Source organism: Enterobacter quasimori (assembly GCF_018597345.1).
GTDB classification, from domain to species: Bacteria; Pseudomonadota; Gammaproteobacteria; order Enterobacterales; family Enterobacteriaceae; genus Enterobacter; species Enterobacter mori.
This window is the reverse complement of sequence record NZ_JAHEVU010000008.1, coordinates 39,478-65,814: the sequence shown is the minus strand read 5'-3', so window position 1 is coordinate 65,814 and position 26,337 is coordinate 39,478. Positions and strand designations below refer to the sequence as shown.

26 protein-coding genes and 1 pseudogene are annotated in these 26,337 nt (G+C 56.0%); 21 read left to right on the top strand and 6 right to left on the bottom strand.

Going from position 1 to position 26,337, the window contains the following annotated elements; genetic code table 11:
- The first annotated feature begins 41 nt into the window (after positions 1 to 41).
- The 3 genes and pseudogenes from dinF (at position 42) to KK102_RS21150 (ending at position 1,709) form a co-directional block, all read left to right on the top strand.
- Positions 42 to 1,379, top strand: coding sequence for an MATE family efflux transporter DinF (gene dinF / locus KK102_RS21155; RefSeq protein WP_216358375.1), 1,338 nt, complete (start codon positions 42 to 44; stop codon positions 1,377 to 1,379).
- Positions 1,376 to 1,450: pseudogene (locus KK102_RS22325) on the top strand (hypothetical protein); the annotation flags it as partial. The gene dinF and the pseudogene KK102_RS22325, both read left to right, overlap by 4 nt.
- A gap of 49 nt (positions 1,451 to 1,499) precedes the next feature.
- Positions 1,500 to 1,709 (top strand): CsbD family protein, encoded by a 210-nt coding sequence (locus tag KK102_RS21150; protein WP_014830284.1) that lies wholly within the window; start codon positions 1,500 to 1,502, stop codon positions 1,707 to 1,709.
- A 69-nt stretch (positions 1,710 to 1,778) separates the two neighbouring features.
- Here KK102_RS21150 and zur read toward each other — a convergent pair whose 3' ends face one another.
- Positions 1,779 to 2,291, bottom strand: a complete 513-nt coding sequence (gene zur / locus KK102_RS21145) for a zinc uptake transcriptional repressor Zur (RefSeq protein WP_089598612.1) — start codon at positions 2,289 to 2,291, stop codon at positions 1,779 to 1,781.
- Positions 2,292 to 2,405: 114 nt separating this feature from the next.
- On the opposite strand from zur, the gene KK102_RS21140 reads away from it, so the two are divergent.
- From KK102_RS21140 to pspG, 4 genes are all read left to right on the top strand, one after another.
- On the top strand, positions 2,406 to 2,894 hold the full coding sequence (locus tag KK102_RS21140; RefSeq protein ID WP_042718394.1) for a cupin domain-containing protein: 489 nt from the start codon (positions 2,406 to 2,408) through the stop codon (positions 2,892 to 2,894).
- Between the two features lie 173 nt (positions 2,895 to 3,067).
- Positions 3,068 to 4,315 carry a conjugal transfer protein TraF gene (locus KK102_RS21135; RefSeq protein WP_126546113.1) on the top strand — a complete coding sequence of 416 codons (1,248 nt, stop codon included), beginning with the start codon at positions 3,068 to 3,070 and terminating at the stop codon, positions 4,313 to 4,315.
- A gap of 82 nt (positions 4,316 to 4,397) precedes the next feature.
- The gene (gene dusA / locus KK102_RS21130) at positions 4,398 to 5,393 is read left to right on the top strand and encodes a tRNA dihydrouridine(20/20a) synthase DusA (protein ID WP_126546114.1); all 996 of its coding nucleotides are present in this window, start codon (positions 4,398 to 4,400) and stop codon (positions 5,391 to 5,393) included.
- A gap of 135 nt (positions 5,394 to 5,528) precedes the next feature.
- The gene (gene pspG, locus KK102_RS21125) at positions 5,529 to 5,771 is read left to right on the top strand and encodes an envelope stress response protein PspG (RefSeq protein ID WP_109492555.1); all 243 of its coding nucleotides are present in this window, start codon (positions 5,529 to 5,531) and stop codon (positions 5,769 to 5,771) included.
- Positions 5,772 to 5,955: 184 nt separating this feature from the next.
- On the opposite strand, the gene KK102_RS21120 is transcribed toward pspG, so the two are convergent.
- Positions 5,956 to 6,939: a quinone oxidoreductase gene (locus KK102_RS21120; RefSeq protein WP_216358374.1), complete on the bottom strand. Its 984-nt coding sequence runs from the start codon at positions 6,937 to 6,939 to the stop codon at positions 5,956 to 5,958.
- Between the two features lie 66 nt (positions 6,940 to 7,005).
- Here KK102_RS21120 and dnaB point away from each other — a divergent pair, with 66 nt between their 5' ends.
- The 6 genes from dnaB to KK102_RS21090 all read left to right on the top strand — a co-directional run bounded on the left by dnaB (position 7,006) and on the right by KK102_RS21090 (position 12,638).
- A complete protein-coding gene (gene dnaB, locus KK102_RS21115; RefSeq protein WP_023310046.1) occupies positions 7,006 to 8,418 on the top strand; it encodes a replicative DNA helicase in 1,413 nt (470 codons plus the stop codon).
- A gap of 9 nt (positions 8,419 to 8,427) precedes the next feature.
- The gene (alr, locus tag KK102_RS21110; RefSeq protein WP_126546116.1) at positions 8,428 to 9,507 is read left to right on the top strand and encodes an alanine racemase; all 1,080 of its coding nucleotides are present in this window, start codon (positions 8,428 to 8,430) and stop codon (positions 9,505 to 9,507) included.
- 119 nt (positions 9,508 to 9,626) lie between these two features.
- On the top strand, positions 9,627 to 10,820 hold the full coding sequence (gene tyrB / locus KK102_RS21105) for an aromatic amino acid transaminase (RefSeq protein ID WP_216358373.1): 1,194 nt from the start codon (positions 9,627 to 9,629) through the stop codon (positions 10,818 to 10,820).
- A gap of 218 nt (positions 10,821 to 11,038) precedes the next feature.
- A complete protein-coding gene (gene aphA, locus KK102_RS21100) occupies positions 11,039 to 11,752 on the top strand; it encodes an acid phosphatase AphA (protein ID WP_126546118.1) in 714 nt (237 codons plus the stop codon).
- Positions 11,753 to 11,865: 113 nt separating this feature from the next.
- Positions 11,866 to 12,282: a secondary thiamine-phosphate synthase enzyme YjbQ gene (locus KK102_RS21095; RefSeq protein WP_126546119.1), complete on the top strand. Its 417-nt coding sequence runs from the start codon at positions 11,866 to 11,868 to the stop codon at positions 12,280 to 12,282.
- Between the two features lie 2 nt (positions 12,283 to 12,284).
- Positions 12,285 to 12,638 (top strand): MmcQ/YjbR family DNA-binding protein, encoded by a 354-nt coding sequence (locus KK102_RS21090; protein ID WP_023310053.1) that lies wholly within the window; start codon positions 12,285 to 12,287, stop codon positions 12,636 to 12,638.
- Between the two features lie 3 nt (positions 12,639 to 12,641).
- Here the strand turns inward: KK102_RS21090 and uvrA are convergent, their stop codons facing one another.
- Positions 12,642 to 15,464: an excinuclease ABC subunit UvrA gene (gene uvrA / locus KK102_RS21085; protein ID WP_029740212.1), complete on the bottom strand. Its 2,823-nt coding sequence runs from the start codon at positions 15,462 to 15,464 to the stop codon at positions 12,642 to 12,644.
- A gap of 250 nt (positions 15,465 to 15,714) precedes the next feature.
- Between uvrA and ssb1 the strand changes: the two genes are divergently transcribed.
- On the top strand, positions 15,715 to 16,245 hold the full coding sequence (gene ssb1, locus KK102_RS21080) for a single-stranded DNA-binding protein SSB1 (protein ID WP_023310055.1): 531 nt from the start codon (positions 15,715 to 15,717) through the stop codon (positions 16,243 to 16,245).
- A gap of 60 nt (positions 16,246 to 16,305) precedes the next feature.
- Here the strand turns inward: ssb1 and KK102_RS21075 are convergent, their stop codons facing one another.
- Positions 16,306 to 16,587: a YjcB family protein gene (locus KK102_RS21075; protein WP_003860282.1), complete on the bottom strand. Its 282-nt coding sequence runs from the start codon at positions 16,585 to 16,587 to the stop codon at positions 16,306 to 16,308.
- A 648-nt stretch (positions 16,588 to 17,235) separates the two neighbouring features.
- On the opposite strand from KK102_RS21075, the gene KK102_RS21070 reads away from it, so the two are divergent.
- Positions 17,236 to 18,801 (top strand): EAL domain-containing protein, encoded by a 1,566-nt coding sequence (locus KK102_RS21070; protein ID WP_126546155.1) that lies wholly within the window; start codon positions 17,236 to 17,238, stop codon positions 18,799 to 18,801.
- Here KK102_RS21070 and soxS read toward each other — a convergent pair.
- A complete protein-coding gene (gene soxS, locus KK102_RS21065) occupies positions 18,798 to 19,124 on the bottom strand; it encodes a superoxide response transcriptional regulator SoxS (protein WP_008503387.1) in 327 nt (108 codons plus the stop codon). The genes KK102_RS21070 and soxS overlap by 4 nt on opposite strands.
- A 98-nt stretch (positions 19,125 to 19,222) precedes the next feature.
- Here soxS and soxR point away from each other — a divergent pair, with 98 nt between their 5' ends.
- The 4 genes from soxR to KK102_RS21045 all read left to right on the top strand — a co-directional run bounded on the left by soxR (position 19,223) and on the right by KK102_RS21045 (position 24,167).
- Positions 19,223 to 19,681 (top strand): redox-sensitive transcriptional activator SoxR, encoded by a 459-nt coding sequence (soxR, locus tag KK102_RS21060; protein ID WP_023331806.1) that lies wholly within the window; start codon positions 19,223 to 19,225, stop codon positions 19,679 to 19,681.
- 367 nt (positions 19,682 to 20,048) lie between these two features.
- Complete coding sequence (locus KK102_RS21055; protein ID WP_126546121.1) at positions 20,049 to 20,720, top strand: glutathione S-transferase family protein; 672 nt, start codon at positions 20,049 to 20,051, stop codon at positions 20,718 to 20,720.
- 298 nt (positions 20,721 to 21,018) lie between these two features.
- On the top strand, positions 21,019 to 22,368 hold the full coding sequence (gene ghxP, locus KK102_RS21050) for a guanine/hypoxanthine transporter GhxP (protein ID WP_216358372.1): 1,350 nt from the start codon (positions 21,019 to 21,021) through the stop codon (positions 22,366 to 22,368).
- 152 nt (positions 22,369 to 22,520) lie between these two features.
- Positions 22,521 to 24,167, top strand: a complete 1,647-nt coding sequence (locus KK102_RS21045) for a Na+/H+ antiporter (protein WP_126546123.1) — start codon at positions 22,521 to 22,523, stop codon at positions 24,165 to 24,167.
- Positions 24,168 to 24,248: 81 nt separating this feature from the next.
- Here KK102_RS21045 and KK102_RS21040 read toward each other — a convergent pair whose 3' ends face one another.
- On the bottom strand, positions 24,249 to 25,136 hold the full coding sequence (locus KK102_RS21040; protein WP_216358371.1) for a LysR family transcriptional regulator: 888 nt from the start codon (positions 25,134 to 25,136) through the stop codon (positions 24,249 to 24,251).
- Between the two features lie 102 nt (positions 25,137 to 25,238).
- Here KK102_RS21040 and KK102_RS21035 point away from each other — a divergent pair, with 102 nt between their 5' ends.
- Both KK102_RS21035 and KK102_RS21030 read left to right on the top strand, forming a co-directional pair.
- The gene (locus tag KK102_RS21035; protein WP_126546125.1) at positions 25,239 to 25,649 is read left to right on the top strand and encodes a CidA/LrgA family protein; all 411 of its coding nucleotides are present in this window, start codon (positions 25,239 to 25,241) and stop codon (positions 25,647 to 25,649) included.
- Positions 25,642 to 26,331 carry an LrgB family protein gene (locus KK102_RS21030; RefSeq protein WP_216358370.1) on the top strand — a complete coding sequence of 230 codons (690 nt, stop codon included), beginning with the start codon at positions 25,642 to 25,644 and terminating at the stop codon, positions 26,329 to 26,331. Before KK102_RS21035 ends, KK102_RS21030 begins: the two co-directional genes overlap by 8 nt.
- Positions 26,332 to 26,337: the final 6 nt, after the last annotated feature.

Sequence of the window (26,337 nt, the reverse complement as noted above, 5' to 3'; positions counted from 1 at the left end):
GTCTCCGTAGCCTGGATCATTTTCCATTCCCGGTATTTTTCATGTCACTGCTGACCCCTTCTGATAAGGCATTGTGGCGTCTTGCACTGCCGATGATTTTTTCCAATATCACCGTTCCCTTGCTAGGCCTGGTGGACACTGCGGTGATTGGTCATCTGGATTCTCCCGTTTATCTGGGCGGCGTGGCGATTGGCGCAACGGCGACCAGTTTTCTCTTTATGCTCCTGCTCTTCTTACGCATGAGTACCACGGGGCTTACGGCGCAAGCCTATGGCGCGAAAGATCCGCTGCGGCTGGCGCGCGCGCTGGTGCAACCGCTCATTCTGGCGCTTGGGGCAGGTGCCTTAATCGTTCTGTTTCGCACGCCGCTGATCGATCTGGCGCTGCATATTGTGGGCGGCAGCGAGGCGGTACTGGAGCAGGCGCGTCGCTTCCTTGAAATCCGCTGGCTCAGCGCGCCCGCATCGCTGGCAAACCTGGTTCTGCTGGGCTGGCTGCTGGGCGTGCAGTACGCTCGTGCGCCGGTCATCCTGCTGGTGGTGGGAAACCTTTTGAACATCGTGCTCGACCTCTGGCTGGTGATGGGCCTGCACATGGACGTACGGGGTGCGGCGCTGGCAACAGCGGTCGCAGAATACGGCACGTTTATCATCGGTCTGTGGATGGTCTGGCGCGTACTGGCCATGCGTGGAATCTCCCTCGTCATGCTGAAAAGCGCGTGGCGCGGCAACATCCGCAAGCTGCTGGCGCTGAACCGGGACATCATGCTGCGCTCGCTCCTGCTGCAACTCTGTTTTGGTGCGTTAACGGTTTTTGGTGCCCGCCTTGGGCCTGAGATCGTTGCGGTAAATGCGGTGCTGATGACATTGCTGACGTTTACCGCGTATGCGCTGGATGGCTTTGCTTACGCCGTGGAGGCGCATTCCGGGCAGGCATACGGTGCGCGTGAAAGTGGTCAGCTCCGCGAGGTGTGGCGGGCGGCCTGCCGTCAGTCAGGTCTGGTCGCGCTGGCGTTCGCACTGATTTATGCCTGTTTCGGCAGCGATATTATCGCGTTACTCACGTCGTTACCGGCTTTACGCGAACTGGCGGGCCACTATCTCATCTGGCAGGTGATCTTACCGGTGGTGGGCGTCTGGTGTTATCTGCTGGACGGCATGTTTATTGGCGCAACGCGCGGCGCGGAGATGCGTAACAGCATGGCGGTCGCGGCTGCAGGTTTTGGCCTGACGCTGCTGACCTTACCGTATTTGGGCAACCATGGTTTATGGCTGGCACTGGCGGTTTTCCTGTCGCTGCGCGGATTGTCGCTGGCATTCATCTGGCACCGCCACTGGCAAAACAATACCTGGCTCCCTTCCCGTCACGATATATCGTGACGGTTAAAGATTCCGAATATGAAATCAACCGCCGAATCCTTAACTACAATTATTATCACGTCCAGCAGAAAAGAACGTAACGGACGTTACGACCCAACGCTTAACTAAGAGGACACGATGATGAATAAAGACGAAATCGGCGGCAACTGGAAGCAGTTTAAAGGTAAAGCGAAAGAACAGTGGGGTAAGCTGACGGATGACGATATGACCGTCATTGAAGGTAAACGCGATCAGCTTGTCGGTAAAATTCAGGAACGTTACGGCTACGCAAAAGACCAGGCGGAAAAAGAAGTGGGCGACTGGGAAAAACGCAACGACTACCGCTGGTAACCGGGCTATACCCGAAAGTACAAGGAAGTACGCCCTGAGGGCGGCCCTGAGCCGCCTTTTCTTTTGCCGTTAACGCGGCTTTTTCTTCACGAGAATGGAGTGGTCGTGTTGGCATTCATCCTGATGACGACAGGATTCCACCTCCACGCACGCCGAGCACAGACCGTGTGCTTCAATCACGTTATGACGCAGGGCGAAGCCCATTTTAGCCGCCAGCGTATGCATAATGTCTTCCACGCCTTCCGCACACTCTTCCTTCACCGCGCCGCAGCGGTCGCAGATAAACATGGCTGAAGTATGGGTTGGCTGATCGAACAGATGGCAGAGAACATAGCTGTTGGTCGACTCAACTTTGTGCACAAACCCTTGTTCCAGCAGGAAATCCAGCGCGCGATAAACCGTAGGTGGTTTTGCCTGCGGCTCGCTTGCGCGCAGCAGATCCAGCAGGTCGTATGCGCTGATGGCACCCTGTTGCAGGCTCATCAGGCGCAATACCTCGAGGCGCTGCGGAGTCAGGCGCACATTGCGTTGCGCACACAGCTTTTCGGCCTGCGCTAACAGCTCTTTTGTGGACTTATCCATTTAGCACCTCGGATGTATAGGATGGAAAACCCCCACTTTATCATGTTCTGGTAAAAACACCGAGATCCACCAGGCTGTGCTATACCTGACGCATCGCATTCCGGGGAATTAACCATGAAAAGACCTGACTGTATTAAGCACTGGCGAGATGTGGAAGGTGCTGACGATTCGACCTATCCCGACAGTAACGAACTTTTTTCCATCGGCGCGCCCCTTGCCCGCAGGCTGGGCTTAGGCCGCATCGGTATTCATCATGAGCGCTTGCCGCCAGGGCGTCGTACGTCTTATCCGCATGCGGAAAGCGACGAAGAAGAGTTTATCTATGTGCTTGAAGGGCATCCGGAGGCCTGGATAAACGGCTACCTGTGGAAGCTTGAGCCAGGAGACAGCGTGGGGTTCCCCGCCGGGACGGGCGTTTGCCATACCTTTATAAACAACACTGACGAAGAGGTACGGTTGCTGGTTGTCGGCGAGGCCAACAAAAAGCAAAACCGTATCTACTATCCGCTGAACCCGGTATATGCCGCGACGCGCGAGGACCGCTGGGTCGATCACCCTCCTCAATTTTTTGGGCCGCACAATGGAAAACCCGAGCGGAAATAATTTTCCTCTTCTATAAATATTGAGGGCCGTCACAAATTACAACAGGCCGTAAGGGAATTTTACTTAGGGAAAGAAATAGCGGGTCTTTTACTTCTTATTCACAGCAATAGTTCGTTCCTGTTTGGGTGATAACAGACAGGGGTTATTTCATAACAGACTATAACGGGCATACTGTGAAAAAATATTTTAAATTTTCGGTGGTTAGCATTGCTGTCTCCTTTTTTATGGCAAATCAGGCGGGAGCAGCCAATACCTGGACAGAAGCGCGCAGCGATGCGATGGGGGGAACGGGCGTTGCAGCAGGAACCTACGGCAGCGGTACATTGATCAACCCGGCGTTACTGGCGAAAGCGAAACCTGACGATGGTATCACGGTGATCCTGCCGTCCATCGGCGCGCAGATTTCAGACAAAGATAACCTGCGGGATAAGATCGATGACATCAGCGACGATGTAAGCCGCTATCGCAGCACGCTGGACAACATCAACCTCATCGATCTCTTAAATCCGCTTAGCCCTGCCTCTCAGCAGGTCTCTTCCGCTGCGGGCGATCTTGCCGATCAGCTGGATTCCCTGAAAGGAAAAACCGCCAGCGGTAAAGCGGGTGGGGGGATCGCCGTCAGTATTCCTAATGACGCGTTATCCGTAGCATTCGTCGCAAAAGCGAATGCGCGTGCACGCGTGAGTTCTTATATCGATCAGGGTGATATCGATATACTGCGCGGTGTGGAAGCTGTTCCTGCGACCGCGCTCACGGTTAACCCCAATAATCTCAAATCAAAAGGCTTTGGCCGCGCCGCAATCGTTTCGGACTATGGCGTGACGGTCGCGCGTCAGTTTGATATCAGCGGCGTGCCGGTTTCATTGGGTATCACGCCGAAGCTGCAAAAAACCTGGCTCTATAACTACACCGTCTCGATTTACAACTTCGACAGTGGCGATATCAACAGCAGCCGTTACCGCAATGATGATACTGGCTTTAACGTCGATGCCGGTCTTGCGGCGGACTTCGGGGAAAACTGGACGGTTGGCCTGACCGGACAAAACCTTTTCTCGCGTGATATCGACACCAAAGAGGTGGACGGGGTACGTGATACCTATCAAATTAGCCCTGTTGTCACGGCGGGTGCGGCATGGCATACCGATCTTCTGACCCTGACGGCTGATGGCGATCTGACCGAAACCAAGGGCTTTAAAAGCGAAGATACCTCGCAATATGTTGGCGTCGGTGCCGAGGTGACGCCGCTCAGCTGGCTCGCCGTGCGTGCTGGTTATCGGGCGGATATGAAAGGCAACGACAGCAATGTCTTTACCGGCGGTGTGGGCTTTGCGCCGTTTAACACCGTCCACGTTGACCTGATGGGCCTGTACGGCGAGGACGAAACCTGGGGCGCAGGAGCACAGCTGAGCATGACGTTTTAACGTGAACCGGAGGCGCTGCGCCTCCGGCTTTTCTTTGTGCTATAGTAGCGCCCCTTTTCCACCAGATGCTTAAAACTTCGCCATGTCGTCAGAACTACAGACTGCTTTCCCCGCACACCGTTTCTCCATTGCGCCGATGCTCGACTGGACGGACAGACACTGCCGTTACTTCCTGCGTCAGCTCTCCCGCCATACGCTGCTGTATACCGAAATGGTGACAACCGGGGCAATTATTCACGGTAAGGGCGACTATCTGGCCTATAGCGAAGAAGAGCATCCGGTTGCGCTGCAGCTGGGCGGCAGCGATCCGGCCGCGCTGGCGCAGTGCGCTAAGCTGGCCGAAGAGCGCGGCTATGACGAAATAAACCTGAACGTGGGCTGTCCTTCCGATCGCGTGCAGAACGGCATGTTCGGCGCGTGCCTGATGGGCAACGCGCAGCTGGTGGCGGACTGCATCAAAGCCATGCGTGACGTCGTCTCTATACCGGTGACGGTCAAAACCCGTATCGGCATTGATGACCAGGACAGCTACGAATTCCTGTGCGATTTCGTCAATACCGTTGCCGGAAAGGGCGAGTGCGAGATGTTCATCATCCACGCGCGCAAAGCCTGGCTTTCCGGCCTCAGCCCGAAAGAGAACCGCGAAATCCCGCCGCTGGACTATCCGCGCGTATACCAGCTGAAGCGTGATTTCCCGCACCTGACGATGTCGATTAATGGCGGCATCAAGTCTCTGGAAGAAGCGAAAACGCATCTGGCGCATATGGATGGCGTGATGGTCGGGCGTGAGGCCTATCAGAACCCTGGTATCCTGGCGACGGTCGATCGTGAAATCTTTGGCGTTGAAGATGCAGATACCGATCCGGTGGCGGTCGTGCGTGCCATGTATCCGTATATTGAGCGTGAGCTGAGCAATGGCACTTACCTTGGCCATATCACCCGCCATATGCTTGGCCTGTTCCAGGGTATTCCGGGCGCGCGCCAGTGGCGTCGCTACCTGAGCGAGAATGCGCATAAAGCCGGAGCGGATATTGAGGTGCTGGAACACGCGCTGCGTCTGGTGGCAGATAAGCGATAAATTTCACTAAAAGATCGTCAAATTCACCACGCCCCGCACAACGATGCGGGGCGTTTTGCTTTCAGAACAATATGTTACGTCTGGCATGATTCTTGTAATGCTTTTTGCATCATTCGGGGCTCGTGGGAGAACACCATGCTGGAACTACTTTTTGTGATTGGCTTTTTTGTGATGCTGATGGTGACGGGCATTTCGCTGCTCGGCATTCTGGCGGCGATCGTTGTGGCAACGGTGGTGATGTTTATCGGCGGGTTATTTGCGTTGACGCTCAAACTGCTACCGTGGTTGCTGCTGGCTGTGGCGGTGGTATGGGTGATACGGGCGATTAAATCGCCAAAAGTGCCCAGTTATCAGCGCAATAACCGCTTTCGTTACTAAGGTATTGAGGGGTTCGTCACATACTCGTAACTTTTCCGGCAGCATGCCTTAGAACAGAATAGGATTTACTTATCGAATCTGTCACTATGACTGCCGCTAAAGAATTCATCGAGCTGTACCCTACATACAGCCGAACTAAAAAAAGAAAGGGCTTCCCACGGGAAGCCCAATTTCTTTTTAGGGCCTAGGGGATCAGCAGGCTTGAGCCCTGCGTCGCCCGGCTTTCCAGCACCTCATGCGCGCGCTGCGCATCGGTCAGCGGGTATTTCTGCGCGTCCGCCACGTCCACTTTGATCACACCGCTGGCGATAAGCGAGAACAGTTCGTTGCTGGCTTCCTCCAGTTCTTCCCGGTTGGTGATGTACCCTTGCAGGGAAGGGCGAGTCACATACAGAGAACCTTTCTGGTTCAGAACGCCCAGGTTAACGCCGGTTACCGCGCCTGACGCATTCCCGAAGCTCACCATCAGACCACGGCGCTGCAGGCAGTCCAGCGAGGCTTCCCAGGTATCTTTCCCCACCGAGTCATACACGACCCGCACTTTTTGACCCTGCGTGATCTCTTTTAGCCGTTCAGCAATGCTCTCTTCACGGTAGTTGATGACCTGCCATGCACCCGCCTGCAGCGCGCGCTGCGCTTTCTGCGCGCTACCGACGGTGCCGATAAGCTTCGCGCCCAGCGCCTTCGCCCACTGGCAGGCGATCAGCCCCACGCCACCCGCTGCGGCATGGAACAGAAACTGCTCGTCGGGTTTGATTTCATAGGTTTTGCGCAGCAGGTAAAAGACGGTCAGTCCTTTCAGGAATGAGGCGGCAGCCTGTTCAAAAGAGATGGCATTAGGCAGAAGGGCGGCTTTGTCCGCCGGGACGTTATGAACGGAGCTGTAAGCCCCCAGGGCAGACTGCGCATACACCACGCGGTCGCCCTCTTTGATATGTTTAACGGCGCTGCCAACTTTGATGACCACGCCAGCCGCCTCTGTTCCCAGTCCGCTCGGCATCGACGGAGGTGGGTAGAGACCGCCGCGAATGTAGGTGTCGATGTAGTTAATGCCAATCGCCTTGTTTTCAACCTGAATTTCATTTTCGCCAGGTGCGGCGGGGGTAAACTCCACCGCTTTAAGCACCTCTGGCCCACCGTGTTTCTGGAATTCAATGCGCGTTGCCATGCTCCCTCCGTAAGAAAAATATGGTAATCTTTCGACCCACTCTTTATCTCGGTAACTCCATTCACTATGGCAGGAAACAAACCCTTCAACAAACAGACTGAACCCCGCGAACGTGATTTCCAGGTCGCCGGGTTAAAAGTCCCGCCGCACTCGATTGAAGCGGAACAGTCGGTGTTGGGCGGTTTAATGCTGGATAACGAACGCTGGGATGACGTCGCCGAGCGCGTCGTGGCGGAAGATTTCTACACCCGTCCGCACCGTCATATCTTTACCGAAATGGCGCGTCTGCAGGAGTCGGGCAGCCCGATCGACCTGATCACGCTCGCGGAATCGCTTGAGCGTCTGGGGCAGCTTGATAGCTGTGGTGGGTTCGCCTACCTCGCTGAACTTTCAAAAAATACGCCAAGTGCGGCGAACATTAGCGCATACGCCGATATCGTGCGTGAACGTGCCGTTGTTCGCGAAATGATCTCTGTGGCGAACGAAATCGCCGAAGCCGGTTTTGACCCTCAGGGCCGCACCAGCGAAGATCTGCTCGACCTTGCCGAATCCCGCGTCTTTAAAATTGCCGAAAGCCGTGCCAATAAAGACGAAGGCCCAAAAAACATCGCCGATGTGCTCGACGCTACCGTTGCGCGTATCGAACAGCTGTTCCAGCAGCCGCACGACGGTGTGACCGGGGTAAACACCGGCTATGACGACCTCAATAAGAAAACCGCCGGTCTGCAGCCGTCGGATTTGATTATCGTCGCTGCGCGTCCGTCGATGGGTAAAACGACATTTGCGATGAACCTCGTCGAAAACGCGGCGATGCTGCAGGATAAGCCGGTACTCATTTTCAGTCTTGAGATGCCCTCCGAGCAGATCATGATGCGTTCCCTGGCGTCGCTGTCGCGCGTGGATCAGACCCGCATTCGTACCGGTCAGCTCGACGATGAGGACTGGGCGCGTATTTCCGGTACCATGGGCATTCTGCTGGAAAAACGGAACATCTATATCGATGATTCCTCCGGCCTGACGCCGACGGAAGTGCGCTCCCGCGCCCGTCGTATCGCCCGCGAACACGGCGGCATCGGCCTTATCATGATCGACTACCTTCAGCTGATGCGCGTCCCGTCGCTCTCCGATAACCGTACGCTGGAAATTGCAGAGATTTCCCGCTCGCTCAAGGCGTTAGCCAAAGAGTTGCACGTGCCGGTGGTGGCGCTGTCGCAGCTTAACCGCTCGCTGGAACAACGTGCCGACAAGCGCCCGGTCAACTCCGACCTGCGTGAATCCGGCTCCATCGAGCAGGATGCCGACTTAATCATGTTCATCTACCGCGATGAGGTTTATCACGAGAACAGCGACCTGAAAGGGATTGCTGAAATTATTATTGGTAAGCAACGTAACGGCCCCATCGGTACGGTACGTCTGACCTTTAACGGACAATGGTCGCGCTTTGATAACTATGCGGGACCGCAGTACGACGACGAATAAGGATTTTACATGCAAGCGGCAACTGTAGTGATTAACCGCCGCGCTCTGCGACACAACCTGCAACGTCTGCGCGAACTGGCACCCGCCAGCAAGCTCGTTGCAGTCGTGAAAGCGAACGCTTACGGACACGGTCTTCTCGAGACCGCGCGAACGCTCCCCGATGCCGACGCCTTTGGCGTCGCCCGTCTTGAAGAAGCTCTCCGCCTGCGCGCGGGCGGTATTACCCAACCGATTCTGCTCCTCGAAGGCTTTTTTGAAGCGTCGGACCTGCCAACCATTGCCGATCAGCATCTGCACACGGCGGTACACAATGAAGAACAGCTTGCGGCACTCGAAACCGCCGAGCTGAGCGAGCCGGTGACCGTGTGGATGAAGCTCGACACGGGCATGCACCGTCTGGGCGTGCGCCCGGAAAACGCTGAAGCGTTTTATCATCGCCTGTGTCAGTGCAAAAACGTGCGCCAGCCGGTAAATATCGTCAGCCATTTTGCTCGCGCCGATGAACCGGAGTGTGGTGCGACCGAAAAGCAGCTCGATATCTTCAACACCTTCTGCGAAGGCAAGCCGGGGATGCGTTCCATTGCGGCGTCCGGCGGCATTCTGCTGTGGCCGCAGTCGCACTTCGACTGGGCTCGCCCGGGCATTATCCTTTACGGCGTGTCGCCGCTGGAGGGCAAACCCTGGGGGCCAGATTTCGGTTTCCAGCCGGTGATGTCCCTTGTCTCTAACCTGATCGCCGTGCGCGAGCACAAAGCCGGTGAGCCGGTGGGCTACGGCGGCACGTGGACCAGCGAACGCGATACGCGCCTGGGCGTGGTGGCGATGGGGTATGGTGACGGTTATCCGCGTGCCGCGCCGACGGGCACGCCGGTTCTGGTCAATGGTCGTGAAGTGAAAATTGTCGGTCGCGTGGCGATGGACATGATCTGCGTTGACCTCGGGCCGGAAGCGCAGGATAAAGCAGGCGATGCAGTGGTGATGTGGGGGGAAGGTTTGCCCGTTGAGCGCATTGCTGAATTAACGAAAGTGAGTGCTTACGAACTTATCACGCGCCTGACGTCAAGGGTAGCGATGAAGTACATTGATTGAGGCGCCGGTGGAGTGAGGGATTTAACCTCACTCCAACTTTATTAACATCCTCTCGACCTTCTCCCACTTCCGGTTTATTGTTGAAATTCCTGCCTCATCGAATTCCGGAGAACCATCGCGTGTTTCAGAAAGTTGACGCCTATGCCGGCGACCCTATTCTCTCCTTAATGGAGCGTTTCAAAGAAGATCCTCGCAGCGACAAAGTGAACCTCAGTATTGGCCTGTATTACAACGAGGATGGCATTATCCCTCAGTTGAAGGCCGTTGCTGAAGCGGAAGCGCGTCTGAACGCTGTTCCGCACGGTGCCTCTCTTTATCTGCCGATGGAAGGGCTCAATGCCTACCGCAACACCATCGCGCCGCTGCTCTTTGGTGCCGATCACGCGGTGCTCGCGCAAAAACGCGTGGCGACCATCCAGACGCTCGGCGGCTCGGGTGCGCTGAAAGTGGGGGCCGACTTCCTGAAAAAATATTTCCCGGATTCAGGCGTGTGGGTCAGCGATCCGACGTGGGAAAACCACGTCGCGATCTTCGAGGGCGCAGGCTTCAAGGTTGAAACCTATCCATGGTTCGACAGCGAAACCAACGGCGTGCGCGTTGAAGCGCTGCTGGAAAAACTGAACGCGCTGCCTGAGCGCAGCATTGTGCTGCTGCACCCGTGCTGCCATAACCCGACCGGGGCAGATCTCACCCATGCCCAGTGGGATGCGGTGATTGAGGTACTGAAGGCCCGCAACCTGATCCCGTTCCTCGACATTGCCTATCAGGGCTTTGGTGCGGGTATGGAAGAAGACGCCTATGCCATCCGCGCCGCTGCCAGCGCCGGGCTACCTGTTCTGGTGAGTAACTCCTTCTCTAAAATCTTCTCGCTTTACGGCGAGCGCGTGGGCGGTCTGTCCGTGGTGTGTGAAGACGCCAACGCGGCGGGTCGCGTGCTGGGTCAGCTCAAAGCAACGGTGCGCCGCATCTACTCCAGCCCGCCAAACTTTGGTGCGCAGGTGGTGGCGACGGTTCTCGGTGACGAAAAGCTGAAAGCGTCGTGGCTTGCTGAAGTGGAAGCAATGCGTAAGCGCATTCTGTCGATGCGTCAGGAGCTGGTTAACGTCCTGAAAGAGGCCGTGCCGGGGCATAACTTCGACTACCTGCTCAAGCAGCGCGGAATGTTCAGCTACACCGGACTGAGCGCGGCGCAGGTCGATCGCCTGCGCGAAGAGTTCGGCGTCTACCTGATCGCCAGCGGTCGTATGTGCGTGGCGGGTCTGAATGCCAGCAACGTCCAGCGCGTAGCGCAGGCGTTTGCCGCTGTAATGTAAGTACTCACTTACCCCTCCCTCTCCCCGTGGGAGAGGGTCGGGGTGAGGGCATCAGGCCGCACAAAAACGTTGCCCGGCCTTTTGTGATCGTCTTCTTTTTATTCCCCTTCATAAGCAAAAACTCCTTCCCTTCACCTCCCGCTGGGGTTATGGTCGGATAGTTTTTTGACCATCCGCTCAAATTAAAACGATAACAAACTGAATATTCAGGGGAAAATATGCGCAAGATCACACTGGCGCTCAGCGCCGCCTGCTTATTGTTCTCACTTAACAGCGCCGTCGTCGCGCGTGCTTCTGCGCCGACGCCGCTTTACACCGGTACCACCGCCGCCATTCTTGCCGAACAGGCACCTATACACTGGGTCTCTGTGGCACAAATCGAAAACAGTCTGGTAGGCCGTCCGCCGATGGCCGTTGGCTTCGACATTGACGATACCGTTCTCTTCTCGAGTCCGGGCTTCTGGCGAGGCAAAAAAACCTGGTCGCCAGACAGCGAAGCGTATCTGAAGAACCCGGAGTTCTGGGAAAAAATGAACAACGGCTGGGACGAATTCAGCATCCCGAAAGAGGTGGCACGCGCGCTGATCGCCATGCACGTTAAGCGCGGCGACAGCATTTACTTTGTCACCGGACGCAGCCAGACCAAAACGGAAACCGTTTCAAAGACGCTCCAGGATGATTTCCTGATCCCGGCTGCCAGCATGAACCCGGTTATTTTTGCGGGTGATAAAGAGGGGCAAAACACCAAAACCCAGTGGCTGGAACAGAAAAATATTAAAGTGTTTTATGGCGATTCGGATAACGACATCACCGCCGCACAGGATGTGGGTGCCAGAGGGATCAGGGTATTACGCGCCTCTAACTCGACCTATCGACCGCTGCCGATGGCCGGAAAGTTTGGCGAAGAGGTGATCGTCAACTCGGAGTATTAAGTACATGGCAGCGAGTTTGACTCTTTTTTAATCAAAACTCGCTGCTTCGGGTTTTACCTTTCGTCTTCTTGCTGCACACTTAGAAAGATTCATCTTTCATCACGGAGCAGCACATGTGGTACCAACAGACCCTGACCTTAAGCGCTAAATCACGCGGATTTCACCTGGTGACGGATGAAGTCATCGGGCAACTCCGCGACCTGTCGCGGGTGAAAACGGGTTTGCTGCATCTGCTGCTTCAGCACACGTCCGCCTCTCTCACGCTTAATGAAAATTGCGATCCTACCGTCCGGTCCGACATGGAGCACCATTTTCTGAAGAGCGTCCCGGACAACGCGCCTTACGAGCATGACTATGAGGGGGCTGACGACATGCCTTCGCATATTAAATCTTCTTTGCTGGGCGTATCGCTGATGCTGCCGGTTCACAATGGACGGCTGGTATTGGGAACGTGGCAGGGGATCTGGCTGGGAGAGCATCGCATTCACGGTGGTTCGCGTAAAATTATCGCCACGCTACAAGGGGAATAAAGATGACAATTTCGGAGATACTTCAGTACTGCATGAGCAAGCCCGGCGCGGAGCAGAGCGTCCACAGCGACTGGAAAGCCACGCAGATTAAGGTAGGTGATGTGCTGTTTGCGATGGTGAAAGAGGTAGAAGGCCGTCCGGCGGCGTCGCTGAAAACCAGCCCTGAACTGGCGGATTTACTGCGTCAGCAGCATGATGACGTGAGGCCGAGCAAGCACCTCAATAAGGCGCACTGGAGCACGGTCTATCTGGATGGATCGATTCCAGGATCGCAAATTTACTACCTGGTGGATGCGTCCTATCAGCAGGCGGTTGAGCTGCTGCCGGAAACCACCCGACAGCAGCTCTCCGTGTGACAACTACAGCAACGGTTTAAGGAAGCGCGCGGTGTGCGAGGCTTCGCACTCTGCAACGGTCTCTGGCGTACCGGAGACAAGAATTTCACCGCCGCCGCTGCCGCCTTCCGGGCCGAGATCGACAATCCAGTCCGCGGTTTTAATCACGTCCAGGTTATGTTCGATGACCACGATGGTGTTGCCCTGATCGCGCAGCTGATGCAGAACCTCGAGCAGCTGCTGGATATCGGCAAAGTGCAGGCCGGTGGTTGGCTCATCCAGAATGTAGAGCGTCTGACCGGTACCGCGTTTTGACAGCTCGCGCGCCAGCTTCACGCGCTGCGCTTCACCGCCGGAAAGCGTTGTTGCGGACTGACCCAGACGAATGTAGGTCAGGCCCACGTCCATCAGCGTCTGTAGCTTGCGCGCCAGCGCAGGGACGGCATCAAAGAATTCGCGCGCCTCTTCGATGGTCATGTCCAGCACTTCGTGGATGGTCTTGCCCTTGTACTTAATCTCCAGCGTTTCGCGGTTATAGCGTTTGCCTTTGCACTGGTCGCACGGCACGTAGATATCCGGCAGGAAGTGCATCTCAACCTTGATCACGCCGTCGCCCTGGCACGCTTCGCAGCGGCCGCCGCGCACGTTAAAGCTGAAGCGTCCTGGCGTATAGCCGCGGGAGCGTGCTTCCGGCACGCCGGCAAACAGTTCACGTACGGGCGTGAAAACGCCGGTATAGGTCGCCGGGTTAGAGCGCGGGGTACGGCCAATCGGGCTCTGGTCAATATCGATAACCTTATCGAAATGCTCCAGCCCCTGGATGTCGCGGTACGGTGCAGGCTCGGCCAGCGTCGCGCCGTTCAGCGCCGTCTGCGCAATCGGGAACAGCGTATCGTTGATCAGCGTTGATTTACCGGAACCGGACACGCCGGTGATACAGGTAAACAGGCCAACCGGCAGCGTCAGGGTGACGTCTTTCAGGTTGTTGCCGCGCGCGCCGGTCAGCTTCAGCACTTTTTCCGGATCTGCCGCTACGCGCTGTTTCGGCACTTCAATTTTGCGCTTGCCGCTCATGAACTGACCGGTCAGCGACTCGGGTACCGCCATAATGTCCTTCAGCGTCCCTTCTGCAACGACCTGACCGCCGTGCACGCCAGCGCCCGGACCAATATCGATGACGTGGTCAGCCGCACGGATCGCATCTTCGTCGTGCTCAACAACAATCACCGTGTTGCCGAGGTTGCGCAGGTGAACCAGCGTGCCGAGCAGACGCTCGTTGTCGCGCTGGTGCAGGCCGATGGACGGCTCGTCCAGCACGTACATCACGCCGACTAAGCCCGCGCCAATCTGGCTCGCCAGGCGGATACGCTGGGCTTCACCGCCGGAGAGCGTTTCCGCCGAGCGGGAAAGCGTCAGGTAGTTCAGGCCGACGTTCACCAGGAACTTCAGGCGATCGCCGATCTCTTTCAGCACTTTTTCGGCGATTTTCGCGCGCTGGCCGGAGAGCTTCAGGTTATTGAAGAAGTCCATCGCGTGGCCGATGCTCATGTCTGAGATGGTCGGCAGCGCCGTGTTCTCCACAAACACGTGGCGCGCTTCGCGACGCAGGCGCGTGCCCTCGCAGGTGGCGCAGGAGCGGTTGCTGATGAACTTCGCCAGCTCTTCGCGCACCGCGCTGGATTCGGTCTCTTTGTAGCGGCGCTCCATATTGTGCAGCACCCCTTCGAACGGGTGACGACGCACGGAGGTATCGCCGCGATCGTTCATGTACTTGAACTCAATGTTCTCTTTACCGGAACCGAACAGGATCACTTTATGCACGTTTGGGCTCAGGCTGGCCCACGGCGCTTCGACGTCGAACTTGTAGTGCTCTGCCAGCGATTTCAGCATCTGGAAGTAGTAGAAGTTACGCTTGTCCCAGCCGCGAATGGCCCCGCCCGCCAGCGACAGCTCAGGGTTTTGGATCACGCGGTCCGGGTCGAAATACTGCTGTACGCCCAGGCCGTCACACGTCGGGCACGCGCCCGCCGGGTTGTTGAAAGAGAACAGGCGCGGTTCAAGCTCGCGCATGCTGTAACCGCAAATCGGGCAGGCAAAGTTGGCGGAGAAGAGCAGCTCTTCCGCTTTCGGGTCGTCCATGTCGGAGACCACGGCCGTGCCGCCAGAGAGTTCCAGCGCCGTTTCAAAGGATTCCGCGAGACGCGTGGCGAGATCGTCACGCACCTTGAAGCGGTCAATCACCACTTCGATGGTGTGCTTCTTCTGCAGCTCCAGCTTGGGCGGATCGGACAGGTCGCACACTTCACCGTCGATACGGGCGCGGATATAGCCCTGGCTTGCCAGGTTCTCCAGCGTCTTAGTGTGTTCGCCCTTACGCTCTTTGATGATTGGCGCCAGCAGCATCAGGCGTTTGCCTTCCGGCTGCGACAGCACGTTATCCACCATCTGGCTGACGGTCTGGGCCGCCAGCGGGACGTCGTGGTCCGGGCAGCGCGGCTCGCCCACGCGGGCATACAGCAGACGCAGGTAGTCGTGAATTTCGGTAATGGTACCGACCGTAGAACGCGGGTTATGCGAGGTGGACTTCTGCTCAATAGAGATAGCAGGGGACAACCCTTCAATATGGTCGACATCCGGTTTTTCCATCAGCGACAGGAACTGACGCGCGTACGCGGAGAGTGATTCAACGTAACGACGCTGTCCTTCGGCATACAAAGTGTCGAAAGCCAGTGAGGATTTGCCAGACCCCGAAAGCCCGGTCACGACGATGAGTTTGTCGCGAGGGATTATGAGGTTGATATTCTTGAGATTGTGGGTGCGGGCGCCCCGAACTTCGATCTTATCCATTCACCTTTCCCGGTTGGAACACGGATTGCCTGATTTGTTTGAAGGACAAACGGCTGTCAGAAACGGCTAATTATGACACAATTTAACCTGTTTGAATATACAGTATTGGAATGCATTTTCTGATTGGCTGTGTAACAATGTCGAGTTGCGAGAGAACTCTGGAACGTGCTACGCAACTATCAAAGTGCAGCATGGAAATGGTACACTCGCGCGTTTACACTATTAAGAAACGTATTCAGGAGACACGAACATGGCCAGCAGAGGCGTAAACAAGGTGATTCTCGTCGGTAATCTGGGCCAGGACCCGGAAGTACGCTACATGCCGAGTGGTGGCGCAGTTGCCAACATTACGCTGGCTACTTCCGAATCCTGGCGTGATAAAGCGACCGGTGAGATGAAAGAGCAGACCGAATGGCACCGCGTTGTGCTGTTTGGCAAACTGGCAGAAGTAGCCGGCGAGTATCTGCGTAAAGGTTCTCAGGTCTATATCGAAGGCCAGCTGCGTACCCGCAAATGGACCGATCAGTCCGGCGCTGAGAAGTACACCACGGAAGTCGTGGTGAACGTGGGTGGCACCATGCAGATGCTGGGTGGCCGTCAGGGCGGTGGCGCACCGGCAGGTGGCGGTCAGAGCCAGCAGCAGGGCGGTTGGGGTCAGCCTCAGCAGCCGCAGGGTGGCAACCAGTTCAGCGGCGGCGCGCAGTCTCGCCCGCAGCAGCAGTCTGCTCCTGCACCGTCTAACGAACCGCCAATGGATTTCGACGACGACATTCCGTTCTGATCAACGGATGCGAAAACAAAAAACCCAGACATCGTCTGGGTTTTTTTATTGATGAAGGGATCAGGTAATGACCATCGGCCAGTCTGGCGGCGTGTGGCTCATGGCTTCCACCATCACCACTTTTATATTTTCCCAAACGGCAGCGATATCCACCAGGGTAATGCCAAGCAGGCCCGTTGCAAACCAGCAGGCTGCGCCCAGTCCCAGCAGGGTGCTGATCACCGCAAGGCCAGCGTAGTCAGATTTACGAAACTGAATGTTCAGCGTGCTGGCTAAAAACATCAAAACCGCACTTAACAATGGCCAGCGCAGGAGAACCATGCTGGTGGTAATGGTCGCCATAAACCCATCCTCATCAAAACAGACGAACTGAAATGAAACAACGTTTCTTGTTACATAAGATGTGTGAACTATATCACATTTGCTGTTTTATTCGCCAGTGTCACAGCGTGGAAAAATGAGCGATTTATCACCATGGAGAATATATCTCTGTAAGGGAGGCCGACGCCTCAACGCAACGCCCGCCAGGGCAAGTGCGGCGAGAGCGAGGCTCGCGCAAGAGACATGTCTGGTCAGCCATTTTACTGGCGAAGTAAAGCGTTATTTTTCCGCCCTTCATAAAAATATGCTGGTTGCGTTTGATTATTAATAAATCAAACTACGAAGCAGAGGGGAACAATTATTACGAGATTACATGTTCATCTTGTTCTTTTTTCATGCGGCCAGAATTTTGGTTTAATCAAGGATCGGCTGTTGTGCTATCTAAAACCGCCTGCCTGTACTGGATAATTATTTTCCTTAATTGAAACGGAACGAATACTTTCAGTTTAGCTTACGGGAAAATATTATCGTCATAAGCAATTTTAAGATTTTTAATACTAAAAGTCGGTTGCTAACTTCGCATGATTCATGCAACGTAATCATCTGTTTATCAAAGCATCCGGCCTTCATTACTACAGGCGTACAACATGCAGGGATATAGGGCGGGAAATGAATCGTAGCGCGCGGCGCAAGATGCTCAGGGTGGTAGGGATTATCATGGTAGTTATGCTACCGGTGATGCTTGCGCTATGGTTTGCCCAGCTCAGAGCCGTGTCGGAAACAAGCGCCCAACTACGCACATTTGCTGGACTTGCGTTAGACAAAACAGAGCTTGTCATTCAACAGGTTGATTTAGCACGCGATGGCGCTGAACAATATCAGGGCAAACTGTGTACACCTGAACACCGTCAATATATGTTGAATGTGGTTCGTGGCCGTCTTTTCGTCGCCGATTTAATTTATGCACAAGGCCAACGTTTTCTTTGTTCAACCGTTTATACCCCCGACCAGCCCTATCTGATTTCTGTCGCCAATTACAAACGTAAACCTGACATTGCTATCTATTATTATCGCGATACGCCATTTTTTACTGGCTATAAAATGACATATATGCAGCGTGGAAATTATGTTGTGGTGGTCAATCCGCTTTCTTACAGTGAAGTGATGTCAGCCGATCGTTCTCTGTCGTGGGGGGTGTACGACACGGTAACGAATGCATTCTTTTCCGTCAGCCAGCAGGCCAATATTTCATTATTGAATGCGCTAATTCGGGATAAGGAATCGACATTTCAAAAAGATGACCGTTTTTATACCATCGTTAAATCCGATAAACGTCCTATCGCGGCCATCGTTTCCACATCGAATACACGCTTTTATGAAACGCTTTACCATCAGGCCACACTGACGCTGCCGCTGGGGATGATCTGCAGCATTATTATTCTGCTGGTGTGGTCACGCACCCACCGTGAACTCAACTCCCCAGGCCGTTTGCTGCACCGTGCGCTGAATAAGCGCCAGCTTCGCGTCCATTATCAGCCAATTATTGATATTAAAAATAATCGGTGCGTGGGGGCAGAAGCGTTACTGCGCTGGCCTGGCTTTAACGGACAGGTGATGAGTCCGGTGGAATTTATCCCGCTGGCGGAAAAAGAGGGCATGAGCGAACGTATTACGGATTACGTCGTCGAAGAGGTATTCAGCGACCTGGGGCATTTCCTGGCGACGCATCCCGATCTCTATATTTCCATCAACCTGTCGGCGACTGATTTCCACTCTTCGCGCCTGATCGCGATGATCTCAGACAAGGCCAGACACTATGCCGTGCGCGCGCAGCAGATAAAAATTGAAGTGACGGAACGCGGGTTTATCGATGTTCCTAAAACGACACCCGTTATTCAGGCTTTCCGTCAGGCGGGCTATGAAGTGGCCATCGATGATTTCGGGACCGGATACTCCAACCTCCATAACCTTTATTCGCTGAACGTCGATATCCTGAAAATCGATAAATCCTTTATCGATACCTTAACCACCAACAGCACCAGCCACCTGATTGCCGAGCACATCATCGAGATGGCGCAAAGTTTACGTCTTAAAACCATCGCGGAAGGTGTGGAAACGGCAGAGCAGGTCAGTTGGCTGTTGAAGCGCGGCGTGCAGTATTGTCAGGGATGGCACTTCGCGAAAGCGATGCCGCCCCAGGAATTTATGGCCTGGCAGCAGCAACCTTTGCTCTAATTCAGCTGGTGGCGGTAGTCGCTCGGCGTGCGGTCAAATTCGCGACGAAACACGCGGGAAAAGGTTTGTTGTGAGACATAACCGAGATCCATCGCGATATCAAAAATAGGCCGCTGCGTCGAACGTAGCGCCTGCGCTGCCAGCAGCAGTCTGCGCTGGCGAATGTACTCACCCAGCGTCTGATGCATGACGGTGCGGAACATTCTCTGTAAATACCATTTCGAATAGCCCGATTTTTTAGCGACCACATCAATGTTCAACGGTTGGTCGATATGGTCATCAATCCATTCAATAAGCGTCTGAATAATTTGCTGATGCGACATAAGGTTGCCCCTCTGTAGATACATCTATCCTGGTGGATTCGTCGTTTTCTCTGCGGGGGAGTATAATTCCTCAAGTTAACTTGAGGTAAAGAGGTTTTATGGAAAAGAGATTGCCGCGCATTAAAGCGCTGTTAACCCCCGGTGAAGTGGCAAAGCGCAGCGGCGTTGCGGTATCGGCGCTCCACTTCTATGAAAGCAAAGGGTTAATTAAAAGCATCCGTAACGGCGGCAACCAGCGTCGCTATACCCGCGACGTGCTCCGCTACGTGGCGATTATCAAAATTGCGCAACGAATCGGAATTCCCCTGGCCACCATCGGCGAGGCATTTGGCGTGCTGCCGGAAGGGCACACGCTAAGCCCGAAAGAGTGGAAAGAGCTGTCGTCCCAGTGGCGTGAAGAGCTGGACAGGCGTATTCATACGCTGGTCGCGCTGCGTGACGAACTGGATGGCTGCATTGGCTGCGGCTGTCTGTCGCGGAGCGATTGTCCACTGCGTAACCCCGGCGACAGGCTGGGCGAGCAGGGAACGGGCGCGCGGTTGCTGGAGGAGGATTGAGTATGTACGGCCGGTTTGCCGGGTGGCGGCTGCGCCTTATCCGGACTACAAAACCGAGAACGTAGGCCTGGTAAGCGAAGCGTCACCCGGCAAAAAGCCTAATAAAGAACTAAAGCGCCACATAGGGCGCTTTAGTTTTTCCCGGTCTTTGTCTTTCTCTCTATCCCGCTGGTTCACGGGAGGGTTTCCCCCGACATCAGCACCCCTCGTGTCGAGCTGGTTGGGGAGGTTCCGGTTTGTGCTGACACTTTAATTCTATGCAAGACCCCGATTTTCGCCAGCGCGGTGGGTTTCTTTTTAGCCAAAATTTTTTCGCGATGTTGTTCGATTTTCTATAGTTAGAAAGTATGAATTACAGGAGACACTCATGCTCACGGTACATCACCTTAACCAGTCACGCTCACACCGCGTGATCTGGGCGCTGGAAGAACTTGCCCTGCCTTATGAGATCGTTCATTACCAGCGTGAAAAAACCATGCTGGCGCCTGAGTCTCTCAAAAAAGTGCATCCGCTGGGCAAATCACCGGTCATAGAAGACAACGGGCTGATCCTTGCCGAGTCGGGTGCCATTCTGGAGTATCTCCAGGAAACTTACGACGCAGAATCACACCTTAAACCGCGGGATCCTGCTCATAAGGTGCAATATCGTTTCTGGCTGCACTATGCAGAAGGTTCCCTTATGCCATTACTGCTAATGAAGCTGGTTTTTAACAGCCTGGGCAAACCCCCCGTGCCGTTTGGGATGCGCACGCTGGGGAAAGCGCTGGGGCAGGGAGTGCAAAAAGCTTACCTCAACCGCCAGCTGGAAACCCATGCGCGTTATATCGAATCGCATCTTTCAGAAAACAGCTGGTTTGCCGGTGACGCACTCAGCATGGCCGATATTCAGATGAGTTTCCCCATTTTTGCCCTGCTGGCGCGCGGTGGCGTCGAAAACCTCCCGCATACCCATGCCTGGAAGAAAAAGGTCGAAAACCGACCTGGCTGGCAAAAAACGCTGGAACAGGGCGGGCCGCTTACTATTCCTGGCGAAGGGTGAAATGTAACTAAATTGCGCATAGACGATAACGTTTGCGCATCGTCTGTTTATTTCTTCATCGTCATAAGGGAATTTTAGCGAAAAACGAGAAAGTTCAGTTGAAAAGGGCGGGGATTAGGCTAGATAATCGTTTGCCTTAATTTGACCACCCGTTTCGTAAGCGCGGAGCTAAACGTTTGCTTTTTTTGTGACGCCCCTTTTGTCGCAAACGCAAGACATGGATTTGACGTGATAGCTGGCAGTGGCGTCTCCACCACGCTTATGGACGTTCTATAAAAACTCTCAGGGGATGTTTTCTATGTCTACGCCATCTGCGCGTACCGGCGGTTCGCTTGACGCCATGTTTAAAATTTCTGCTCGCGGCAGCACCGTGCGCCAGGAAGTCGTTGCGGGTCTGACGACGTTTCTGGCGATGGTGTACTCCGTCATCGTTGTTCCGGGCATGCTGGGCAAAGCGGGCTTCCCGCCTGCGGCTGTCTTTGTCGCCACCTGTCTCGTGGCCGGTGTTGGCTCTATCGTGATGGGCCTGTGGGCGAATCTGCCGCTGGCGATTGGTTGCGCCATCTCCCTGACCGCGTTTACCGCGTTCAGCCTGGTGCTGGGTCAGCAGATCAGCGTGCCCGTTGCGCTGGGCGCCGTGTTCCTGATGGGCGTGCTGTTTACCGTGATTTCCGCCACCGGCATCCGTAGCTGGATTTTGCGCAACCTCCCGCAGGGCGTGGCGCACGGTACGGGTATCGGTATCGGCCTGTTCCTGCTGCTGATCGCCGCGAACGGCGTGGGCCTGGTGATCAAGAACCCGCTGGACGGCCTGCCGGTGGCGCTGGGTCACTTCGCCAGCTTCCCGGTGATCATGTCCCTGATTGGTCTGGCGGTGATTATCGGTCTGGAAAAACTGAAAGTGCCGGGCGGCATTCTGCTGACCATTATCGGCGTTTCTATTGTTGGCCTGATTTTCGATCCGAACGTGCACTTCTCCGGCATTTTTGCCATGCCGTCCCTGAGCGATGACAAAGGCAACTCCCTGATTGGCAGCCTGGATATTGTCGGCGCGCTGAACCCGCTGATCCTGCCAAGCGTGCTGGCGCTGGTGATGACCGCCGTGTTTGACGCGACCGGTACCATCCGCGCGGTGGCCGGTCAGGCAAACCTGCTGGATAAAGACGGCCAGATTATCGACGGTGGCAAAGCGCTGACGACCGACTCCCTGAGCAGCGTCTTCTCGGGTCTGGTGGGCGCGGCGCCTGCGGCGGTGTACATCGAGTCCGCAGCGGGTACGGCGGCAGGCGGTAAAACCGGTCTGACGGCGATCACCGTCGGCGTGCTGTTCCTGCTGATCCTGTTCCTCTCTCCGCTCTCTTATCTGGTCCCGGCTTATGCAACCGCACCTGCGCTGATGTACGTCGGCCTGCTGATGCTGAGCAACGTGGCGAAAATCGATTTTGCAGACTTCGTGGACGCGATGTCCGGCCTGATCACCGCAGTCTTTATCGTGCTGACCTGCAACATCGTGACCGGCATCATGATCGGTTTCGCCTCGCTGGTGATTGGTCGTCTGGTCTCGGGTGAATGGCGCAAGCTGAACATCGGCACCGTCGTTATCGCTATCGCACTGGTGGCGTTCTACGCGGGCGGCTGGGCAATCTAAGTTGTCCATTGATGCGAAAACGGGTGGCTCAGGCCGCCCGTTTTTATTTTCAGGACTCATCCCGTTGCCTTTTGCGTTACTCTGGAGAAGATAGAATAAAAGGCACGACGCCTTAGGTTTGGCTTATAAGCAACACAGCAAACAGGGAACGCATGGAAATCTTCTTCACAATACTCATCATGACCCTTGTGGTCTCGCTATCCGGGGTGGTTACACGCGTACTGCCCTTTCAAATCCCCCTGCCATTAATGCAAATTGCCATCGGTGCACTGCTGGCGTGGCCGACGTTTGGCCTGCACGTTGAGTTCGATCCGGAACTGTTCCTCGTGCTGTTTATCCCGCCGCTGCTGTTTGCCGATGGCTGGAAAACCCCCACTCGCGAATTCCTCGAACACGGGCGAGAGATCTTCGGTCTGGCGCTGGCGCTGGTGGTCGTTACCGTGGTCGGGATTGGTTTTCTGATCTACTGGATGGTGCCGGGCATTCCGTTAATCCCCGCCTTTGCGCTGGCCGCCGTGCTGTCGCCAACCGATGCCGTGGCGCTTTCTGGCATTGTGGGTGAAGGCCGTATTCCGAAGAAAATCATGGGCATTCTGCAGGGCGAGGCGCTGATGAACGACGCCTCCGGCCTGGTGGCCCTGAAGTTTGCCGTGGCGGTTGCGATGGGCACGATGGTCTTTACCGTCGGCGGTGCAACCCTGGAATTCTTTAAGGTGGCGATTGGCGGCATTCTGGCTGGCTTCGTGGTGAGCTGGCTGTACGGTCGCTCCTTGCGCTTCCTCAGCCGCTGGGGCGGTGATGAACCTGCAACGCAAATCGTTCTGCTGTTCCTGCTGCCGTTTGCCTCTTATCTGATTGCCGAACACATCGGCGTATCGGGCATTCTGGCGGCAGTGGCGGCAGGGATGACCATCACCCGCTCCGGCGTGATGCGCCGCGCGCCGCTGGCGATGCGTCTGCGTGCAAACAGCACCTGGGCGATGCTGGAGTTTGTCTTTAACGGCATGGTGTTCCTGCTGTTGGGCCTGCAGCTGCCGGGCATTATGGAATCCTCGCTGGTGGCGGCCGAAGCCGACCCGAACGTTGAGGTCTGGATGCTGTTTACCGACATCGTGCTGATCTACCTGGCGCTGATGCTGGTGCGTTTCGGCTGGCTGTGGACGATGAAGAAGTTCAGCGTGCGCTTCCTGACTAAAAAGCCGATGGAGTTCGGTTCATGGTCAACGCGTGAGCTGCTGATTGCCTCTTTTGCGGGCGTACGCGGGGCGATCACCCTTGCCGGTGTCCTCTCCATTCCGCTGCTGCTGCCGACGGGCGACGTCTTCCCGGCGCGCTACGAGCTGGTCTTCCTGGCGGCGGGCGTGATTCTGTTCTCCCTGTTTGTCGGCGTGATTATGCTGCCGATTTTACTCCAGCATATTGATGTCGGTGATTCGACCCAGCAGCACAAGGAAGAGCGCATTGCGCGTGCGGCCACCGCCGAAGTGGCGATTGTCGCCATCCAGAAAATGGAAGAGCGCCTGGCCGCGGATGCGGAAGAGAACATCGATAATCAGCTGCTGACGGAAGTGAGTTCCCGCGTGATTGGTAACCTGCGTCGTCGGGCCGACGGGCGTAACGACGTGGAAAGCTCGCTGCAGGAGGAGAACCTTGAGCGCCGGTTCCGCCTGGCGGCGCTGCGCTCCGAGCGTGCTGAGCTGTATCACCTGCGCGCCACGCGCCAGATCAGCAACGAGACGCTGCAAAAGCTGCTGCACGATCTGGACCTGCTGGAAGCGCTGTTGATAGAGAATCAGTAGCGCTGTTTTGCCGGGTGGCGGCTTCGCCTTACCCGGCCTACGATTCGAACGTAGGCCCGGTAAGCGCAGCGCCACCGGGCACTATTCAGACCGCACCCAAAACCCCTCACAGCACTGCAGCCACGCCTGCGCGCTGTGCGACAGATACACCCCTTCTCGCCAGATCATCCCCAGCTGCCAGTGCAGGTCGCTCTCCAGCGGGATCCAGCGTAGCGTGTTTTTATCCAGCCGCTCGCAGATAGGCTGCGGCAAAATGGCAATCCCCACGCCTGCCTGTACCATCGCCGCCAGGAAATCCCACTGGCCGCTGCGCACCGCAATGCGCGGCTTGACGCTGTGTTGATTAAACAGCGCCATCAGCTGGCGGCTGAGGGCGAAATCTTCGTTATAAATCAGCAGAGGGTGCTCGCCGAGCAGCTCGGGCTTTACTGATTCTATCTTAAGCCATTCACCGGAGCGGGGCACCAGCACGCACAGCGGGTGGCTAAAGAGCGGCAGCGTCGCCAGTCCGCTCTCCTCCTCAACGGGAAGGGCGGTCATCGCCACGTCCAAATCGCCGTTGGTGACCGCCTGCTGGACGGTTAAGCCGCCAAACTCTGAAATTTTTAGCTCAACGCCCGGATAACGCTGGCGGAACAGGCTTATTGGCCCGGCCATCATCATGCCGACCATCGGTGGAATGCCGAGGCGCAGCACCCCCTTAGTCAGGTGGTTGATATCGCCCAGCTCCGCCTCCAGCTGGCGGAACTCCGCCAGAATCGCCAGCCCGCGTTCGAACACCACGCGTCCGGTGTCGGTCAGCAGCAGCTTGCGCCCGTCGCGGATCAGCAGAATACAGTTCAGCTCGTCTTCGAGGTTTTTCAGCATCTTGCTGATGGTAGGCTGGGTAACGAACAACTTCTCCGCTGCGCGGGTAAAACTTTGCTGGCGAACGACTTCGACAAAATAGCGCAGCGTTCTTATGTCCATGATTATTCCTCGAAACTATACCTGTGATGATTTTAATTCATTTCAGTCCACACCGTGCGCTCACTATACTGGCGCCTCGTCTCATTTTTGAGGAAAACCCCCATGGCCGTGGCGTTAAGCCGTGTTACGCCTGCCGTTGTGCAACGACTCCAGGTCCCGGTTCAGGTACTGCTCTACGCGGGACTGTTTGTTTTCGCCGAATATCTTGTCGGCTGGCTCCACCTGCCGCTGCCTGCCAACCTGGTGGGGATGCTGCTGATGCTGGCGCTTATTCTCTGTCGCGTGATCCCCCTAAACTGGGTACGCGCCGGGGCGCGCTGGCTGCTGGCAGAAATGCTGCTGTTCTTTGTGCCTGCCGTGGTGGCGGTGGTGAACTACGCGCAGCTGCTGATGGTGGACGGCTGGCGCATCTTTGCGGTCATCGCGTTAAGCACGCTGATGGTGCTGGGGGCAACCGCCTGGGTGGTGGATAAAGTGTATCGCTTTGAAATCAGCAGGCAGAAGCATGACTAACTTTCAGATTAGCGTACTGTGCCTGGCTGCCACGCTGATTATCTACTTTGCCAACAAGCGGCTGTATCGCCGCTTTCACGCCCTGCCGCTGATGCCGCTGGTCTTCACGCCGATCCTGCTGGTACTGATGCTGGTCTTCGGCCATATCTCCTGGCAGAACTACATTGGTGAATCCCACTGGCTGCTGTGGCTGCTCGGTCCGGCGACCATCGCTTTTGCCGTCCCCGTTTACGACAACCTGGCGATTATCAAACGCCACTGGATGTCGCTCAGCGCAGGGGTGATCACCGCCACGGTGGTCGCGGTGTGCAGCTCCGTCTGGCTGGCGCGGCTGTTTACCCTGTCCGATGAAATTCAGCGCAGTCTCGCCGTGCGCTCGGTGACCACGCCGTTTGCGCTGGCGGCGGCCAAACCGCTCGGCGGGCAGCCGGATCTGGTGGCGCTGTTTGTGGTGGTGACGGGCGTGTTCGGCATGGCGGTGGGCGATGTGCTGTTCCTGCGGCTTTCCATTCGCGAAGGCATGGCGAAAGGGGCTGGGTTCGGCGCGGCGTCGCACGGGGCGGGAACGGCGCGTTCGTATGAGCTGGGTCAGCAGGAGGGCGTGGTCGCAAGCCTGGTGATGATGCTGTCGGGCGTGGTGATGGTGCTGGTTGCGCCGCTGGTGGCGTGGGCGATGTTTTAAGCTCCC

Bases quoted from the DNA above. Each gene is read 5' to 3' on its own strand.
- ssb1 (WP_023310055.1), top strand. From the start codon at position 15,715: ATGGCCAGCAGAGGCGTAAACAAGGTGATTCTCGTCGGTAATCTGGGC.
- KK102_RS21055 (WP_126546121.1), top strand. From the start codon at position 20,049: ATGCTCACGGTACATCACCTTAACCAGTCACGCTCACACCGCGTGATC.
- soxS (WP_008503387.1), bottom strand. From the start codon at position 19,124: ATGTCGCATCAGCAAATTATTCAGACGCTTATTGAATGGATTGATGAC.
- zur (WP_089598612.1), bottom strand. From the start codon at position 2,291: ATGGATAAGTCCACAAAAGAGCTGTTAGCGCAGGCCGAAAAGCTGTGT.
- aphA (WP_126546118.1), top strand. From the start codon at position 11,039: ATGCGCAAGATCACACTGGCGCTCAGCGCCGCCTGCTTATTGTTCTCA.
- KK102_RS21075 (WP_003860282.1), bottom strand. From the start codon at position 16,587: ATGGCGACCATTACCACCAGCATGGTTCTCCTGCGCTGGCCATTGTTA.
- ghxP (WP_216358372.1), top strand. From the start codon at position 21,019: ATGTCTACGCCATCTGCGCGTACCGGCGGTTCGCTTGACGCCATGTTT.
- soxR (WP_023331806.1), top strand. From the start codon at position 19,223: ATGGAAAAGAGATTGCCGCGCATTAAAGCGCTGTTAACCCCCGGTGAA.
- KK102_RS21040 (WP_216358371.1), bottom strand. From the start codon at position 25,136: ATGGACATAAGAACGCTGCGCTATTTTGTCGAAGTCGTTCGCCAGCAA.
- pspG (WP_109492555.1), top strand. From the start codon at position 5,529: ATGCTGGAACTACTTTTTGTGATTGGCTTTTTTGTGATGCTGATGGTG.
- KK102_RS21070 (WP_126546155.1), top strand. From the start codon at position 17,236: ATGAATCGTAGCGCGCGGCGCAAGATGCTCAGGGTGGTAGGGATTATC.
- KK102_RS21140 (WP_042718394.1), top strand. From the start codon at position 2,406: ATGAAAAGACCTGACTGTATTAAGCACTGGCGAGATGTGGAAGGTGCT.
- dusA (WP_126546114.1), top strand. From the start codon at position 4,398: ATGTCGTCAGAACTACAGACTGCTTTCCCCGCACACCGTTTCTCCATT.
- KK102_RS21035 (WP_126546125.1), top strand. From the start codon at position 25,239: ATGGCCGTGGCGTTAAGCCGTGTTACGCCTGCCGTTGTGCAACGACTC.
- dnaB (WP_023310046.1), top strand. From the start codon at position 7,006: ATGGCAGGAAACAAACCCTTCAACAAACAGACTGAACCCCGCGAACGT.
- uvrA (WP_029740212.1), bottom strand. From the start codon at position 15,464: ATGGATAAGATCGAAGTTCGGGGCGCCCGCACCCACAATCTCAAGAAT.
- dinF (WP_216358375.1), top strand. From the start codon at position 42: ATGTCACTGCTGACCCCTTCTGATAAGGCATTGTGGCGTCTTGCACTG.
- KK102_RS21120 (WP_216358374.1), bottom strand. From the start codon at position 6,939: ATGGCAACGCGCATTGAATTCCAGAAACACGGTGGGCCAGAGGTGCTT.
- KK102_RS21150 (WP_014830284.1), top strand. From the start codon at position 1,500: ATGAATAAAGACGAAATCGGCGGCAACTGGAAGCAGTTTAAAGGTAAA.
- KK102_RS21045 (WP_126546123.1), top strand. From the start codon at position 22,521: ATGGAAATCTTCTTCACAATACTCATCATGACCCTTGTGGTCTCGCTA.
- KK102_RS21095 (WP_126546119.1), top strand. From the start codon at position 11,866: ATGTGGTACCAACAGACCCTGACCTTAAGCGCTAAATCACGCGGATTT.
- alr (WP_126546116.1), top strand. From the start codon at position 8,428: ATGCAAGCGGCAACTGTAGTGATTAACCGCCGCGCTCTGCGACACAAC.
- KK102_RS21030 (WP_216358370.1), top strand. From the start codon at position 25,642: ATGACTAACTTTCAGATTAGCGTACTGTGCCTGGCTGCCACGCTGATT.
- KK102_RS21090 (WP_023310053.1), top strand. From the start codon at position 12,285: ATGACAATTTCGGAGATACTTCAGTACTGCATGAGCAAGCCCGGCGCG.